Origin of the sequence: Streptomyces sp. NPDC085931, assembly GCF_044540565.1 — a bacterium.
Lineage (GTDB): Bacteria > Actinomycetota > Actinomycetes > Streptomycetales > Streptomycetaceae > Streptomyces.
This window is the reverse complement of sequence record NZ_JBITSK010000001.1, coordinates 151866-167660: the sequence shown is the minus strand read 5'-3', so window position 1 is coordinate 167660 and position 15795 is coordinate 151866. Positions and strand designations below refer to the sequence as shown.

Here is a 15795-nt window from a genome sequence, read left to right as displayed (position 1 = left end):
TTCCCGGACCCCCACAAGCACCGTGCGCCAGGGGATCGGGCGCCGTGCGTCAGGGGATCAGGACGACCTTGCCGAGGTTGGACCGCGCCTCGATCTCCCCGTGCGCCTTCGCCGCGTCCGCCAGGGCGAACTCGCCGTGCACGGCCGGCCGGAGCTCACCGGCCGCGAACAGCCGCCACAGCTCCTCGCGCCACTGCTCGTACACTTCCGGCCTCCCGCGGGTGATCCGGGCCACCTGGAAGCCGATGACCGACTTGGCGCCCACGAGCAGGTCGTAGGCCCGGACGGTGCCGCCGCCCGAGCTGTACGCCACCAGCCGTCCCTCCGGGGCGAGCGCGGCGAGGGCCGGGGCGAGCACCTCGCCGCCGACGGCGTCCAGGGCGTAGTCGACGGGCGTGCCCCAGCTGTCGTCGCCGTAGGTGATGACGTGGTCGGCGCCCAGGCCCCGGACGAAAGAGGCCTTGGCCGGGTCCGAGACGGCGCCCACGACCCGCCCCGCGCCGCGTGTCCTGGCCAGTTGCACCGCCAGGTGGCCGACCCCGCCGGCCGCCGCCGTGACCAGGGCCGCTTCGCCCGGCTCCGGGCGCGCCGCCTCCAGGGCGCCGAGCGCGACGAGGCCGCTGCGCACCAGGGCGACCGCGGTGACGGCCCCGGCGTCGCGCGGGACCGGGGAGGCCATCGCCTCGTGCAGGAGCGCGAAGTCGGCGTAGCCGTGGCCGAAGCAGAGTCCGGTCACCCGGTCGCCGGTGGAGAAGCGGCTGACGCCCTCGCCGACGGCCGTGACCTCCCCGGCGATCTCACCGCCGAGCGGGACCGGCTCGGCCGCCTCCGTGACCTTCCGGACGACCGGGAGTGTCACGCCGATCGCCTCCGTGCGCACGAGCAGCTCTCCGGGGCCCGGCTCGGGGACCGGGGCCACCTCGACGAACAGGGGGCCGCCTCGGGATTCGTAGCGGACGCGGCGCATCGCACCTCCGGGATCGCGGGTCGTCCCGCGGGTCGTGGGGCATCCCGACGGATTCGTTGGGACGCCCAACGGTATAGGAGGATCATAGGAAGAACCAACGATTTCTTGGCTAGGCTGCGCCCATGTCGGAAGCTCCCCTCCTCGCGATCCGCTCCCTGCCCAGCTGGCTGCTCGGCCGCGCCGCCGCCCGGGGCCGGGCCCTGGTGGCCGAGGCCCTGGCCGAACTGGACCTGCGGATGTGGCACCACGTGGTGCTGTCGGCCGTCCGCGACCTCGCGCCCGTCGCCCAGGCCGACCTCGGCCGCGCGGTGCGGCTCGACCCCAAGGACCTGGTCGGCGTCCTCGACGACCTCCAGGCGGCCGGCCTCGCGGTGCGCGAGCCCGATCCGCGCGACCGCCGCAAGAACGCGGTGTCCCTCACCGCACGGGGAGCCCGCCTGCTCGAGCGGTGCGAGAAGGCGGCGCGGGCCGCCAACGACGAGCTGCTCGCCCCGCTGTCGGCGGCGGAGCGGGAGCAGTTCACCGGGATGCTGCGGCGGATATCCGGCACGGGGGACTGACGGGCCGCGCGGCCGGAAGGCCGAGACGGGGCCCCTGCGGCGCAGGGGGCGCTCCCCGCCGGTCGGGGCCCCGCCCGTGCAGCGGGGCGAACCTGCTCAGCCCTGGGCGGCCGCGGCCCGCACAGCGATCCGGTCCTCACCCGCGTACACGTTCATGGAGGCGCCCCGCAGGAAGCCCACCAGCGTCAGGCCCGTCTCGGCGGCCAGGTCCACCGCCAGCGAGGACGGGGCCGACACCGCCGCCAGCACCGGGATGCCGGCCATCACGGCCTTCTGCGCCAGTTCGAAGGAGGCCCGGCCCGACACGAGCAGGACCGCCCGCGACAGCGGCAGCCCCCCGCTCTGCAGGGCGCGGCCGACCAGTTTGTCGACCGCGTTGTGCCGGCCCACGTCCTCCCGCACGTCGAGCAGTTCGCCGTCCTCGGAGAACAGGGCCGCCGCGTGCAGGCCGCCCGTCCGGTCGAAGACCCGCTGGGCGGCGCGCAGCCGGTCCGGCAGGCTCGCCAGCAGCTCGGGGGTGACCCGGACCGGCGGGGTGTCGGCGATGGGCCAGCGGGCCGTGGTGCGCACCGCGTCCAGCGACGCCTTGCCGCACAGGCCGCAGGAGGACGTCGTGTAGACGTTGCGCTCCAGGGTGATGTCGGGGATCACCACGTCCGGGGCCGTCTGCACGTCGACCACGTTGTACGTGTTCGAACCGTCGGCCGTGGCCCCGGCGCAGTAGACGATGTTCCGCAGGTCCCGCTGCCCGCCCAGCACGCCCTCGCTCACCAGGAAGCCCGCCGCCAGCGCGAAGTCGTCGCCCGGGGTGCGCATGGTGATCGCCAGGGGCTTGCCGTTCAGCCGGATCTCCAGTGGCTCCTCGGCGACGAGCGTGTCGGGACGGCTGGAGACCGCCCCGTCCCGGATGCGGAGCACCTTGCGTCGTTCCGTGACTCGTCCCATGTCCTGATCAGTCCCGGTTCTGTACGTGCTGGTAGCCGAAGCGGCCCTTGATGCAGAGATTGCCGTGGGTCACCGGGTTGTCGTGCGGCGAGGTGACCTTGACGATCTCATTGTCCTGCACGTGCAGCGTCAGGTTGCAGCCCACTCCGCAGTACGCGCACACCGTGGTCGTCTCCGTCTGTCTGGATTCGTCCCAGGTACCCGCCGCGCGCATGTCGAACTCGGACTTGAACGACAGCGCGCCCGTGGGGCACACCTCGATGCAGTTGCCGCAGTACACGCACGCCGAGTCGGTCAGCGGCGCGTCGTGCTCGACGGCGATCCGCGCGTCGAAACCGCGCCCGGCGACCGAGATCGCGAAGGTGTTCTGCCACTGGTCGCCGCAGGCGTCGACGCACTTGTAGCAGAGGATGCACTTGTCGTAGTCCCGCACGTAGAGGTCGTTGTCGACCCGGGGCTCCTCGCCGAGCCGGGCCGCGTCCGGGCCGAAGCGGTCCGGCTTCGCCTCGTACTCCTTGAGCCACCCGGCGACCCGGGGCGTGGTCGACAGGTCGACGGAGGACGCCAGCAGCTCCAGGACGACCTTCCGGCTGTGCCGGGCCCGCTCGGTGTCCGTGCGGACCTCCATGCCCGGCTCGGCCTTGCGCGAGCAGGCCGGGGCCAGGGTGCGCGCCCCCTCGACCTCGACGACACAGACCCGGCAGGCGTTCTTCGGGCGCAGCGTGTCGCCCTCGCACAGGGTGGGGATGTCCTTGCCCGCCGCCCGGCAGGCGTCGAGGATCGTCGAGCCCTCGGGCACCCGGGCGGGTGCGCCGTCGAGGGTGAACTCCAGCAGCCGGCGCGGGATCCCCAGCGGTGTGACGGTCATTCGTACGCCCCCAGACGGTCGATGGCGGATTCCACGGCGTTCCACGCGGTCTGCCCCAAGCCGCAGATGGAGGCGTCCCGCATCGCACGGCCGACCTCCCTGAGCAGGGCGATGTCGCCCGCAGCGGCGGCTCCCGTGCGCTCCGCGATCCGGTGCAGCGCCTCCTCCTGGCGCACGGTCCCGACCCGGCAGGGCACGCACTGCCCGCACGACTCGTCGCGGAAGAACTCGGCGATGCGCAGCAGCAGCCGGGGCAGGGGCACGCTGTCGTCGAAGGCCATCACGACGCCCGAGCCCAGGGTCGTGCCGGCCTCGCGCGTGCCCTCGAAGGTGAGCGGGATGTCCAGCTCGTCGGCCCGGACGAAACCGCCCGCCGCCCCGCCGAGCAGCACCGCCCGCAGCCCGTCCCGCACCCCGGCCAGCGCGAGCAGCTCGCCCAGCGTGGCGCCGAACGACAGCTCGTAGACACCGGGCCGTGCCACGCTCCCGGACACGCAGAACAGCTTGGGCCCGGTGGAGCGCTCCGTGCCGATCGCCGCGTACGCCGGGGCGCCCAGGGTCAGGATCGGCAGCACGTTGACCAGCGTCTCGACGTTGTTCTCCACCGTCGGCTTGCCGAACAGGCCCTTCTCCACCGGGAACGGGGGCTTCGAGCGGGGCTCGCCCCGGTAGCCCTCGACGGAGTTGAACAGGGCCGTCTCCTCGCCGCAGATGTAGGCGCCCGCGCCGCGCCGGATTTCGATGTCGAAGGCGTACCCCTGACCGAGGACGTCGTCGCCGAGCAGGCCCCGGGCGCGCGCCTGGCCGATCGCGTGCTCCAGGCGGCGCAGGGCGCGCGGATACTCGCCGCGCAGGTACAGGTAGCCCCGGTGGGCGCCGGTGGCGTACCCGGCGATCGTCATCGCCTCGATCAGCGCGTACGGGTCGCCCTCCATCAGGACCCGGTCCTTGAAGGTGCCGGGCTCGGACTCGTCGGCGTTGCAGACCAGGTAGTGCGGGCGGTCCGGCTGGGACGCCGTGGCCTGCCACTTGCGGCCGGTGGGGAAGGCGGCCCCGCCCCGCCCGACCAGGCCCGAGTCGGTGACCTCGCGGATGACGCCCGCAGGGCCCAGCTCGAAGGCCCGGCGCAGGGCCGCGTAACCGCCGTGGGCGCGGTAGTCGTCGAGCGACGCCGGATCGACCACGCCGACGCGGTGCAGCAGCATCAGGCCGGCCTGCCCGGCCTGCGGCACCGCCAGCGCGGCCGGGGGCTCCTGCGGCGCCGAGTCCGGCGCGCTCGCGGCGAGGACGGCGTCGCGCACGGTCGCCGGCGCCGACACCGCCGTGCGCACCGGGTCACCGGCCCTGATCGCCAGCGCCGCCGGGGCGCGTTCGCACAGGCCCAGGCACGGGCTGCGCTGCACGCTCACCCCGCTGCCGGGGCCCAGCCGCTCCTCGATCCCCGCGCACAGCCCGGGCGCCCCGGCCGCCGCGCACGCCAGGTCCGTGCACACGTGCAGCACGGTCGCCGGGCGCGGGGTGACGGAGAACATCGCGTAGAAGGTGGCGACCCCGTACGCCTCGGCCGGGGGCACCGTCAGCCGCCGGCACAGGTAGTCCAGGGCCCCGTCGCTGATCCAGCCGACCCGGTCGTTGAGGGCGTGCAGCCCCGGCAGCAGCAGGTCGCGGCGGTCCCGGGCCTCACGTCCGCCCCGGGCCCACCGCAGGTCCGCGTCGGAACGGTCGGCGCCCTCCCAGGAGGACTCCGGGGGCCCGAGCAGGGCGTCCACGGCCGCCCGTTCCTCGTCCGTCGGTTTGCTGTCGCCGAAGTGCAGGTCCACGGTGCGTCACCCCACGATGGTCGCGATGGGCAGCTTCTCGATCCGGATCGCCGACGCCTTGAACTCCGCCGTCCCGGCGATCGGGCAGTTCGCCTCGATCGTCAGCGCGTTGGTGTCCACCTCGTCCGGGAAGTGCATGGTCATGAAGGCGAGCCCGGGCCGCAGCGCGGGATCGACCCACACCGGCGCGGTCACCGACCCGCGCCGCGAGGTCACCCGCACCCGCTCACCGACCACGACCCCGTAGCGCTCCGCGTCCTCGGGGGACAGCTCGATGTACTCGCCGCGGCGCAGCGGCGAGGCGTAACCACCGCTCTGCACCCCGGTGTTGTACGAGTCGAGCCGCCGCCCTGTGGTGAGCCGGATCGGGTAGCGCTCGTCGGTGAGGTCCACCGGCGGGTCGTGCTGCACGATCCCGAACGGCGCGAGCCGCCCGCGCCGGGCGGGGTCGGGGTCCCACAACCGGCCGTGCAGATAGGTCGGTTCCAGCCCGTCGGTGCTGGGGCAGGGCCACTGGATGCCCTGGTGCTCCTCCAGGCGCGCGTACGTCATGCCGTAGTGGTCGGGGGAGACCGAGCGCAGCTCGTTCCACACGGTCTCGGCGTCGGCGTACTTCCAGTCGTGGCCGAGGCGGGCGGCGAGGTCGCAGAGGATGTCGATGTCCTCGCGGGCCTCGCCGGGCGGGGTGACGGCCCGGCGCACGCGCTGGACCCGGCGTTCGCTGTTGGTGGTGGTGCCCTCGGTCTCCGCCCAGCCGGCCGTGGCGGGCAGGACGACGTCCGCCAGCTCGGCCGTCTTCGTCAGGAAGATGTCCTGCACGACCAGGAAGTCGAGCGCCTGCAGCCGTCGCACGGCCTGCTCGCTGTCGGCCTCGGACTGGGCCGGGTTCTCACCGATGCAGTAGACGGCCTTGAGGGTGCCGTCCTCCATCGCCTCGAACATCTCCGTGAGGTTCAGGCCGTAGTGCGGCTGGATGACGGTGTCCCAGGCCGACTCGAACTTCAGCCGGGTGTCCGGGTTGAGGATGTCCTGGAAGCCCGGCAGGCGGTTGGGGATCGCGCCCATGTCGCCGCCGCCCTGCACGTTGTTCTGCCCGCGCAGCGGCTGCAGGCCCGAGCCCCAGCGGCCGACGTGCCCGGTGAGCAGGGACAGGTTGATCAGGGCACGCACGTTGTCGGTGCCGTTGTGGTGCTCGGTGATGCCGAGGGTCCAGCACAACTGGGCGCGCTCGGCCCGGGCGTAGGCGTGCGCCAGCTCCCTGATGGCCGCCGCCGGGACGCCGGTCACCTTCTCGGCGAGCGACAGCGTCCACGGCTCGACCAGGGCCCGGTACTCCTCGAAGCCGGTGGTCGCCCGCTCGATGAACGCCTCGTTGGCCAGCCCCGCGCGGATGATCTCGCGGCCGATCGCGTGCGCCATCGGGATGTCCGTGCCGACGTTCAGGCCCAGCCAGCTCTCGGCCCACTCGGCGGTGGAGGTGCGGCGCGGATCGACCGCGTACATCCGCGCCCCGTTCCGGATGCCCTTCAGCACGTGCTGGAAGAAGATCGGGTGCGCGAAGCGGGCGTTGGATCCCCACATCACGATGACGTCGGTGTGCTCGATCTCCTCGTACGACGAGGTGCCGCCGCCCGAGCCGAACGCCGCCGACAGGCCGGCCACGCTCGGGGCGTGGCAGGTGCGGTTGCAGGAGTCGACGTTGTTGGTGCCCATGACGACCCGGGCGAACTTCTGCGCCACGTAGTTCATTTCGTTGGTGGCGCGGGCGCAGGAGAACATGCCGAACGCCCCCCTGTTGCGGTCCAGGCCCCGGGCGGCACGGTCCAGGGCCTCCTCCCAGCTCGCCCGTCGGAAGGGCTCGTCACGCGAGTCCCTGACCAGCGGGTGCGTGAGCCGGGTGTACGTCTTCGGCCGGCGTTTCCTCATGCGGCGCTCCTCAGGGCGAGCAGGTCCGAGATGGCGTGCACGGTGCGCAGGGTGGGCACGTCCACGCCGGTGATCTCCGCCAGCTCCACGACGGCCGCGAGCAGCACGTCGAGTTCGAGCGGCTTGCCGCGCTCCAGGTCCTGGAGCGTGGAGGTGCGGTGGTCGCCGACGCGCTCGGCGCCCGCCAGCCGGCGCTCGATGGACACCCCGACGTCGCAGCCCAGGGCCTCGGCGACGGCGAGGGTCTCGGTCATCATGATCTCGATGACCCGGCGCGTCCCGCCGTGCAGGCACATCTGCCGCATGGTGGCGCGGGCGAGCGCGCTGATCGGGTTGAAGGAGATGTTGCCGAGCAGCTTGAGCCAGATGTCGTTGCGCAGGTCCGGCTCGACCGGGCACTTCAGGCCACCGGCCTGCATGGCCGCGCCGAAGCGCAGACAGCGCGCCGAACGGCTGCGGTCGGGCTCGCCGATGGAGAACCGGGTGCCTTCCAAGTGCCGGACGACGCCCGGCCCTTCGAGTTCGGTCGCGGCGTAGACCACGCATCCGACGGCCCGCTCGGGCGCGAGCACCGCACTGACCGCGCCGCCCGGGTCCACGCTCTCGATCCGGTGGCCGTCGAAGGGGCCGCCGTGGCGGTGGAAGTACCACCAGGGGATGCCGTTCTGGGCCGCCACGACGGCCGTGGTGCCGTGCAGCAGTGGCGCGATCAGCGGCCCGCACGCCGCGTACGCGTTGGCTTTCAGACCCAGGAACACGTAGTCGGCCGGGCCCACTTCGGCCGGGTCGTCGGTCGCGTGCGGGTGCGCGGTGAAGTCGCCGCGCGGGCTGCGCACCCGGACTCCGTGCCGCCTCATGGCCGCCAAGTGCGGTCCACGGGCGATGAGATGCACATCGGCGCCCGCGCGGTGGAGCGCGGCGCCGACGTAGGCGCCGATGGCACCGGCGCCGAGAACTGCGACTTTCATAACGAGGGAGCTCCGTTCGGTCGAGGGTACCGAGGAACTGCCGAGGCTCTGTCGACGAAATATTGTCTACAGTATGGAGGTTGGGGCGGCAAGGGTCCGCGCACCGACCGTTCGGCGCAGACCGCATACCGCTCACCGCATACGGTCGACGCGCCGCCTTCTCAACCGGCCCGCGGATCCTTACCGTCCGGGGTTCATGAGTCCCCCCGTCGCGCCCGTGGGCTGGAGCCGCTGGCTCGTCCCGCCCGCCGCTCTCTCCGTACACCTCTCCATCGGCCAGGCCTACGCCTGGAGCGTGTTCAAGCCGCCCCTGGAGTCCGCGCTCGGGCTCAGCGGCACCCAGAGCGCGCTGCCCTTCCAGCTGGGCATCGTCATGCTGGGCCTGTCCGCCGCGTTCGGCGGCACGCTCGTGGAGCGCAACGGCCCGCGCTGGGCGATGACCGTCGCGCTGATCTGCTTCTCCTCCGGCTTCCTGCTCTCCGCGCTGGGCGCGTCCCTGGAGCAGTACTGGCTGATCGTCCTCGGCTACGGCTTCGTCGGCGGCATCGGCCTCGGCATCGGCTACATCTCCCCGGTCTCCACCCTCATCAAGTGGTTCCCGGACCGGCCCGGCATGGCCACCGGCATCGCCATCATGGGCTTCGGCGGCGGCGCGCTCATCGCCTCGCCGTGGAGCGCCCAGATGCTGGAGTCGTTCGGCTCCGACAGCTCCGGCATCGCGCTGGCCTTCCTCGTCCACGGGCTGTCGTACGCGGTCTTCATGCTGCTGGGCGTGCTGCTGGTCCGGGTCCCGCGCGACGCCCCGCAGGCGGGAGTCAGCGCGCGGCCGGCCCCCGCCGGACCGCAGGTGTCGGCGAACCGGGCCATCCGCACCCCCCAGTTCTGGTTCCTGTGGATCGTGCTCTGCATGAACGTCACCGCCGGCATCGGCATCCTGGAGAAGGCCGCGCCGATGATCACCGACTTCTTCGCGGACACCTCCACACCGGTGTCGGCGACGGCCGCCGCCGGTTTCGTCGCGCTGCTCTCGGCGGCGAACATGGCCGGGCGCATCGGCTGGTCCTCGACCTCCGACCTCATCGGCCGCAAGAACATCTACCGCGTCTACCTCGGAGCCGGCGCGCTGATGTACACCCTGATCGCCCTGTTCGGCGACTCCTCCAAGCCCTTGTTCGTGCTGTGCGCGCTGGTCATCCTCTCCTTCTACGGGGGCGGCTTCGCGACGATCCCGGCGTACCTGAAGGACCTCTTCGGCACCTACCAGGTCGGGGCCATCCACGGGCGGCTGCTCACCGCCTGGTCCACGGCCGGGGTGCTCGGGCCGCTCATCGTCAACTGGATCGCCGACCGGCAGGAGGAGGCCGGCCGGCATGGCGCGTCGCTGTACGGCCTGTCGTTCGTCATCATGATCGGCCTGCTCGTCGTCGGCTTCGTCGCCAACGAACTCGTCCGACCCGTCGCCCCCCGCCACCACGTCCCCGCCCCGAGGGAGGCCGCTCATGCCGAGCGACAGCAGTCAGAGCCCGCCTAGCGCCGACCGGCGGTGGCTGATCGCCCTGGCCTGGGTGTGGGTGGGCGTCCCGCTCGCCTACGGGCTGTACGAGCTGGTCCGCAAGGCGACGCAGCTGTTCACCGGGTAGCCGTTCGACAGGTGTCCGGGTGTCCGCACTCCTGACGGAAGCTGACAACCAGGGCGCCCGATTCCTGTCGCCTCGGCTGCCGTCGTACCCGCGAGTCACTGATCAGACTGGTGGATCCGCTGCCCAAGGAGACGAGGGGGACCCACCCAATGAACGGCTCGCGCATCGCCGCCGTCGGCCACTACCAGCCCGCCAAGGTGCTCACCAACGAGGACCTGGCGGGCCTGGTGGACACCACTGACGAGTGGATCAGGAGCCGGGTGGGCATCCGCACCCGCCACATCGCGGGCCCGGACGAGCCGGTCGACGAGCTGGGCGCGCACGCCGCCGCCAAGGCCCTGGCGGCGGCCGGACTGGCCCCGGCCGACATCGACCTGGTGCTGGTCGCCACCTCCACCGCCGTCGACCGCTCGCCCAACATGGCCGCCCGGGTCGCCGCCCGGCTCGGCGTCCCGCAGGCCGCCACCATGGACCTCAACGTGGTGTGCGCCGGCTTCACCCACGCCCTGGCCACCGCCGACCACGCCGTCCGCGCCGGGGGCTCCCGCCGGGCGCTGGTCATCGGGGCCGACAAGATGTCCGAGGTGACCGACTGGAGCGACCGCACCACGTGCGTACTCGTCGGGGACGGGGCCGGGGCCGCGGTGGTGGAGGCCGCGGACGAACCGGCCATCGGGCCCGTGCTGTGGGGCTCGGTGCCCGAGATGGGCCACGCGGTACGGATCGAGGGCACCCCGCCGCGCTTCGCGCAGGAGGGGCAGAGCGTCTACCGCTGGGCGACCACACAGCTGCCGCCCATCGCGCGCCGGGCGTGCGAGCGCGCCGGGCTGGAGCCCGCCGACCTCGCCGGGGTCGTACTGCACCAGGCGAACCTGCGCATCATCGAACCCCTCGCCGAGAAGATCGGCGCCGTCAACGCCGTCGTCGCCCGCGATGTCACCGAGTCCGGCAACACCTCGGCCGCGAGCATCCCGCTGGCCTTCTCCAAGCTGGTCGAGCGCGGCGCGATCACCACGGGCGACGCGGTCCTGCTGTTCGGCTTCGGCGGGAACCTCTCGTACGCGGGCCAGGTCGTGCGCTGCCCCTGAGTCCCGCCGGCCGCGCGGAGGGTGAGGCGGGCGATGTGACGCGGCCAACTCCCCGGAACCCTGGCCCTTGTGCGCCGTAGACTGTAGACGAAAGACAATCGATACTGACTCTGCGGCGACACCGGCGTCGGCCGCGCTGTGCACGGCCCTGCCGAGGAGGGGGACCGCGATGCTGTCGACAGGCCTGCCCCAAGGGGCGGTACCCAAGCTGGAACGCCCGGGTCCGCTGCGCGACCGCGTCTACGAGGCACTCCTCGAACTCATCACCACCCGCGCCCTGCAGCCCGGCCAGCATCTGGTCGAGAGCGAACTCGCCGGGCATCTGGGCGTGTCCCGGCAGCCGGTGCGCGAGGCGCTGCAGCGGCTCAACACCGAGGGGTGGGTCGATCTGCGGCCCGCCCAGGGCGCGTTCGTGCACGAGCCGACGGAGGAGGAGGCCGACCAGCTCCTCACGGTCCGTACGCTGCTGGAGGCCGAGGCGGCCCGCCTCGCCGCGGCCAACGCCGACAGCGCCGGCATCGCCACCCTGGAAGCGCTGTGCGCACAGGGCGAGAAGGCCGTGGAGGCCGACGACGTGGACGGGGCCGTCGCCATGAACGCGCGCTTCCACGCCAAGATCATGGAGCTGGCCGGCAACACGGTCCTGGCCGAACTCGCCGCCCAGGTGGACCGGCGCGTGCGCTGGTACTACACGCCGGTGGCCCGGCAGCGCGGCCACCAGTCCTGGATCGAGCACCGCGAACTCATCGCCGCGGTCAGCGCCCGCGACGAGCAGCGGGCCACCCAGCTGATGCGCGAACACACCGAGCACACGCGGCGGTCGTACCACGCCCGAGCGCGTTCGTAGGCTCCGGCCGATCCGGCGGCACCTCCCCCGGCGCGCACCGCCCGGGGGAGGTGCCGGCCTGCGCTTCTCACCGTCCGGGCCCCTCCCGGTCCATCGGGCAGGAGGGGTGCCTGCTCCCGTCTTTGTCCTCTGAGTGGAAAAAGTAGGGGGCAATTCCTGCGCGACTTCTTCCCACTCCCGGCAGCCGCTGCTACGTTCCCTCCGAAAGCACACGCCACCGAGGTGGCGGAAAACCGGCGCGCACAGGCCGATCGAGGCGGGGAGGGGCTCGTGAGACGTATGACCGCACGACCCGGAAACGCCCACCAGGCCCGACTGCTCAAACTGCTGCGCGACGGCGGCCCCAACTCCCGCGCCCAGCTGGGCGACCAGGTCGACCTCTCACGGTCCAAGCTCGCCGTGGAGGTGGACCGGCTGCTGGAGACGGGGCTGGTCGTGGCCGACGGACTCGCCGCCTCGCGCGGTGGCCGCCGCTCCCACAACATCCGGCTCAACCCCGAACTCCGGTTCCTCGGCGTCGACATCGGCGCGACCTCGGTCGACGTCGCCGTCACCAACGCCGAGCTGGAGACCCTCGGGCACATCAACCACCCCATGGACGTGCGCGAGGGCCCGGTCGCGGTCTTCGAGCAGGTCCTGGCCATGGCCGCGAAGCTGAGGGCCTCCGGGCTCGCGGAGGGGTTCGACGGCGCCGGCATCGGCGTCCCCGGCCCGGTCCGCTTCCCCGAGGGCGTGCCGGTCGCACCGCCGATCATGCCCGGCTGGGACGGCTTCCCCGTGCGGGAGGCGCTCAGCCAGGAACTCGGCTGCCCGGTCATGGTCGACAACGACGTGAACCTGATGGCGATGGGGGAGCAGCACGCGGGCGTCGCCCGCACCGTCGCCGACTTCCTCTGCGTCAAGATCGGCACCGGCATCGGCTGCGGCATCGTCGTCGGCGGTGAGGTCTACCGCGGCACGACGGGCAGCGCCGGTGACATCGGGCACATCCAGGCCGTCCCCGACGGCCGCCCCTGCGCCTGCGGCAACCGGGGCTGCCTGGAAGCCCACTTCAGCGGGGCGGCCCTCGCCCGCGACGCCCTGGAGGCCGCCCAGCAGGGGCTCTCGGCCGAACTGGCGTCACGCCTGGAGACGAGCGGTGAACTGACCGCCGTCGACGTCGCCGCGGCCGCCGCCGCCGGGGACGCCACCGCCCTGGAACTGATCCGCGAGGGCGGCAACCGCACCGGCCAGGTCATCGCCGGCCTGGTCAGCTTCTTCAACCCGGGCCTGGTGGTGATCGGCGGCGGGGTGACCGGACTCGGCCACACCCTGCTCGCCGCCATCCGCACCCAGGTCTACCGCCAGTCGCTGCCGCTCGCGACCGGCAACCTGCCCATCGTCCTGGGCGAACTGGGACCCGCCGCTGGCGTCACCGGCGCGGCCCGGCTCATCAGCGACCACCTGTTCTCTCCCGCCTAAGCGCACCTCAGCACGTCAGCGAAACCCCGGCACGTCAGCGAAACCCCGGCACATCAGCGCACTCCAGCACGTCAGCGCACTCCAGCACGTCGGCACCGCGCTCTCCGTACCGAGCCCCGCCCTGCCCTGAACCGGCCCGCACGCCCGCCAAGGGGACCTCATGGCACCAGAACCACCGCTGCTCAGCATGTCCGGCATCACCAAGTCGTTCCCCGGAGTCCGGGCCCTCGACGGCGTCGACCTCGACGTCCTGGCCGGCGAGGTGCACTGCCTGCTCGGCCAGAACGGCGCCGGCAAGTCGACCCTCATCAAGGTCCTGGCCGGCGCCCACCAGCCCGACACGGGCCGCCTCCGCTGGCGCGGCGAGGACGTCACCCTGCGCTCGCCGATCGCCGCCATGCGCCTCGGCATCGCGACCATCTACCAGGAACTCGACCTGGTGGAACACCTGTCGGTGGCCGAGAACGTCCACCTCGGACACGAACCGACCGCCGCCGGCTTCGTCGTCCGCGGCAAGGCGGCCAAGGCGTCGGCCGCCGCCCTGCTCAAGCGGCTCGGCCACGCGGAGATCGACCCGGGCCGCCTGGTCGGCGAGCTGTCGGCCGCGCAGCAGCAGATCGTGTCCATGGCCCGGGCGCTCTCCCACGACGTGCGGCTCATCGTCATGGACGAGCCGTCCGCCGCCCTCGACCCGGACGAGGTCGACAACCTCTTCCGCATCGTCGGCGACCTGACCGCCGCCGGAGTCGCCGTCGTCTACATCTCCCACCGCCTGGAGGAGATCCGCCGCATCGGCGACCGGGTCACCGTCCTGAAGGACGGCCGCGCCGTGGCGAACGGACTTCCCGCGAAGTCGACCCCGACCCGCGACGTCGTCGCCCTGATGACCGGCCGCAACGTCGAGTACGTCTTCCCGGAGCGGCCCGCCGCCCCGCCGTCCGCCGAACCCGTGCTGACGGTGCAGGGGCTGTCCCGCCAGGGGGAGTTCGAGGCACTCGACCTGCAGGTGCGCCCCGGCGAGATCGTCGGCCTGGCCGGACTCGTCGGCTCGGGCCGCTCCGAGATCCTGGAGACCGTCTACGGCGCCCGCAAACCGACGACCGGTCAGGTGCTGGTCGACGGGCGGCCGTTGAAGCCAGGCAGCGTCCGGGCCGCCGTCCGGGCCGGGCTCGGCCTCGCCCCCGAGGAACGCAAGGCGCAGGCCCTGCTGATGCTGGAGTCCGTCACCCGGAACGTGTCGGTCTCCTCCATGTCCCGCTTCTCGCGCGGCGGCTGGATCGACCGGGGCGCCGAACTCGGTGCCGCCCGGGCCGCCACCCGCGAGCTGTCGCTCCGGCCCGACAACCCGTCGGTTCCCGTCCGCACCCTGTCCGGCGGCAACCAGCAGAAGGCCGTCCTGGCCCGCTGGCTGCTGCGCGGCTGCAAGGTGCTGCTGCTCGACGAACCCACCCGAGGCGTGGACGTCGGCGCCCGCGCCGAGCTCTACGCGGTCATCCGCCGCCTCGCCGACGAGGGCCTCGCGGTCCTGCTGGTCTCCAGCGAGGTGCCCGAGGTGCTCGGCCTGGCCGACCGTGTCCTGGTGCTGCGCGAGGGCCGGGTCGTCCACACGGCACCCGCGCGCGAACTCGACGAACACCGCGTACTCGACCTGGTCATGGAAGGAAGCCCGGCGTCATGACGCAGCCCGTCTCCCCGCCCCGGGACAGCACCGCCGACAAGGTGCCCCAGGCCCAGCCCCCCGCCTGGCGCGGCCTGATGGCCCGTGCCGACGTCCGCACCCTGTCCCTGCTCGGCGTGCTCGCCGTGCTGGTCCTCATCGGCGGCATCACCAAACCCGACGAGTTCCTCGACACCCGCAACCTGCAACTCGTCCTCACCCAGGCGTCCGTCATCGGCGTCGTCACCGTCGGCATGACCTTCGTCATCGTCTCCGGCGGCATCGACCTGTCGGTCGGCGCGATCGTCGCCCTCGCCTCGGTGTGGGCCACCACCGTCGCCACCCAGGAGTACGGCTTCGCCGGGATCCTCTTCACGGCCGTCGTCGTCGGGGTCGGCTGCGGGCTGGTCAACGGGGTGCTCATCGCCTACGGCGCGATGGTGCCGTTCATCGCCACCCTCGCCATGCTGGCCTCCGCCCGCGGCCTGTCCCTGCAGATCACCGACGGCAAGACGCAGATCGTCACCGTGCCCTCGGTCCTGGACCTGGGGGAGCGCGACGCCTACGTCCTCGGCGTCCCGCCGCTGGTCCTGGTGTTCGCCGTCGTCACCGTCATCGGCTGGCTGGTGCTCAACCGCACCACCTTCGGCCGCCGCACGGTCGCCGTCGGCGGCAACCCGGAGGCGGCCCGGCTCGCCGGCATCGACGTCCGCCGCCAGCGGCTCTACCTCTACCTGCTGTCCGGGCTGTGCTGCGGCATCGCCGCCTTCCTGCTGATCGTCCTGTCCGGCTCCGGCCAGAACACCAACGGCAACCTCTACGAACTCGACGCCATCGCCGCCGCCATCATCGGCGGCACCCTCCTCACCGGCGGCCGCGGCACCATCACCGGCTCCGTCCTCGGCGTCCTGATCTTCACCACGATCACCAACATCTTCGCCCTGAACAACCTGCAGAGCGACGTCCAGCAGATCGCCAAGGGCGCGATCATCGTCGCCGCCGTGCTGGTCCAGCGCCGTACCGCGAGCACGACCTGAGGAAAGGGTTC

The 15795-nt window shown here is 72.7% G+C and carries 14 protein-coding genes; 8 read left to right on the top strand and 6 right to left on the bottom strand.

Annotated elements, in window-relative coordinates:
• Window positions 1-49 precede the first annotated feature (49 nt).
• Entirely contained in the window at window positions 50-967 is a 918-nt protein-coding gene (locus ACIGAN_RS00690; RefSeq protein WP_399854303.1) for a zinc-binding alcohol dehydrogenase family protein, read from the bottom strand.
• Window positions 968-1089: 122 nt separating this feature from the next.
• On the opposite strand from ACIGAN_RS00690, the gene ACIGAN_RS00685 reads away from it, so the two are divergent.
• Window positions 1090-1527 (top strand): MarR family winged helix-turn-helix transcriptional regulator, encoded by a 438-nt coding sequence (locus tag ACIGAN_RS00685; RefSeq protein WP_365093917.1) that lies wholly within the window; start codon window positions 1090-1092, stop codon window positions 1525-1527.
• A gap of 96 nt (window positions 1528-1623) precedes the next feature.
• Here the strand turns inward: ACIGAN_RS00685 and fdhD are convergent, their stop codons facing one another.
• From fdhD to ACIGAN_RS00660, 5 genes are read right to left on the bottom strand one after another with little or no spacing between them, the layout of a single operon-like run.
• Window positions 1624-2472 (bottom strand): formate dehydrogenase accessory sulfurtransferase FdhD, encoded by an 849-nt coding sequence (fdhD, locus tag ACIGAN_RS00680; protein ID WP_365741932.1) that lies wholly within the window; start codon window positions 2470-2472, stop codon window positions 1624-1626.
• Window positions 2473-2479: 7 nt separating this feature from the next.
• Window positions 2480-3340, bottom strand: coding sequence for a 2Fe-2S iron-sulfur cluster-binding protein (locus ACIGAN_RS00675; RefSeq protein WP_399854302.1), 861 nt, complete (start codon window positions 3338-3340; stop codon window positions 2480-2482).
• The gene (locus ACIGAN_RS00670; protein ID WP_399854301.1) at window positions 3337-5160 is read right to left on the bottom strand and encodes an NADH-ubiquinone oxidoreductase-F iron-sulfur binding region domain-containing protein; all 1824 of its coding nucleotides are present in this window, start codon (window positions 5158-5160) and stop codon (window positions 3337-3339) included. The genes ACIGAN_RS00675 and ACIGAN_RS00670 overlap by 4 nt, the downstream gene beginning before the upstream one ends.
• Window positions 5161-5166: 6 nt before the next feature.
• Window positions 5167-7086 (bottom strand): molybdopterin oxidoreductase family protein, encoded by a 1920-nt coding sequence (locus tag ACIGAN_RS00665; protein WP_399854300.1) that lies wholly within the window; start codon window positions 7084-7086, stop codon window positions 5167-5169.
• Entirely contained in the window at window positions 7083-8054 is a 972-nt protein-coding gene (locus tag ACIGAN_RS00660; protein ID WP_365741923.1) for a 2-dehydropantoate 2-reductase, read from the bottom strand. Before ACIGAN_RS00660 ends, ACIGAN_RS00665 begins: the two co-directional genes overlap by 4 nt.
• A gap of 196 nt (window positions 8055-8250) precedes the next feature.
• On the opposite strand from ACIGAN_RS00660, the gene ACIGAN_RS00655 reads away from it, so the two are divergent.
• The 7 genes from ACIGAN_RS00655 (at window position 8251) to ACIGAN_RS00625 (ending at window position 15784) form a co-directional block, all read left to right on the top strand.
• The gene (locus ACIGAN_RS00655) at window positions 8251-9585 is read left to right on the top strand and encodes an OFA family MFS transporter (RefSeq protein WP_365741921.1); all 1335 of its coding nucleotides are present in this window, start codon (window positions 8251-8253) and stop codon (window positions 9583-9585) included.
• Window positions 9554-9694: an MFS transporter small subunit gene (locus ACIGAN_RS00650; protein ID WP_365093934.1), complete on the top strand. Its 141-nt coding sequence runs from the start codon at window positions 9554-9556 to the stop codon at window positions 9692-9694. Before ACIGAN_RS00655 ends, ACIGAN_RS00650 begins: the two co-directional genes overlap by 32 nt.
• Window positions 9695-9843: 149 nt before the next feature.
• Window positions 9844-10782 carry a beta-ketoacyl-ACP synthase III gene (locus tag ACIGAN_RS00645; protein ID WP_365093936.1) on the top strand — a complete coding sequence of 313 codons (939 nt, stop codon included), beginning with the start codon at window positions 9844-9846 and terminating at the stop codon, window positions 10780-10782.
• 169 nt (window positions 10783-10951) lie between these two features.
• Window positions 10952-11629, top strand: coding sequence for a GntR family transcriptional regulator (locus ACIGAN_RS00640; protein ID WP_365093939.1), 678 nt, complete (start codon window positions 10952-10954; stop codon window positions 11627-11629).
• Between the two features lie 279 nt (window positions 11630-11908).
• A complete protein-coding gene (locus tag ACIGAN_RS00635; protein WP_365093942.1) occupies window positions 11909-13090 on the top strand; it encodes an ROK family transcriptional regulator in 1182 nt (393 codons plus the stop codon).
• A gap of 160 nt (window positions 13091-13250) precedes the next feature.
• On the top strand, window positions 13251-14768 hold the full coding sequence (locus tag ACIGAN_RS00630) for a sugar ABC transporter ATP-binding protein (RefSeq protein ID WP_399854299.1): 1518 nt from the start codon (window positions 13251-13253) through the stop codon (window positions 14766-14768).
• Window positions 14765-15784 (top strand): ABC transporter permease, encoded by a 1020-nt coding sequence (locus ACIGAN_RS00625; protein WP_365741914.1) that lies wholly within the window; start codon window positions 14765-14767, stop codon window positions 15782-15784. Before ACIGAN_RS00630 ends, ACIGAN_RS00625 begins: the two co-directional genes overlap by 4 nt.
• Window positions 15785-15795 lie beyond the last annotated feature (11 nt).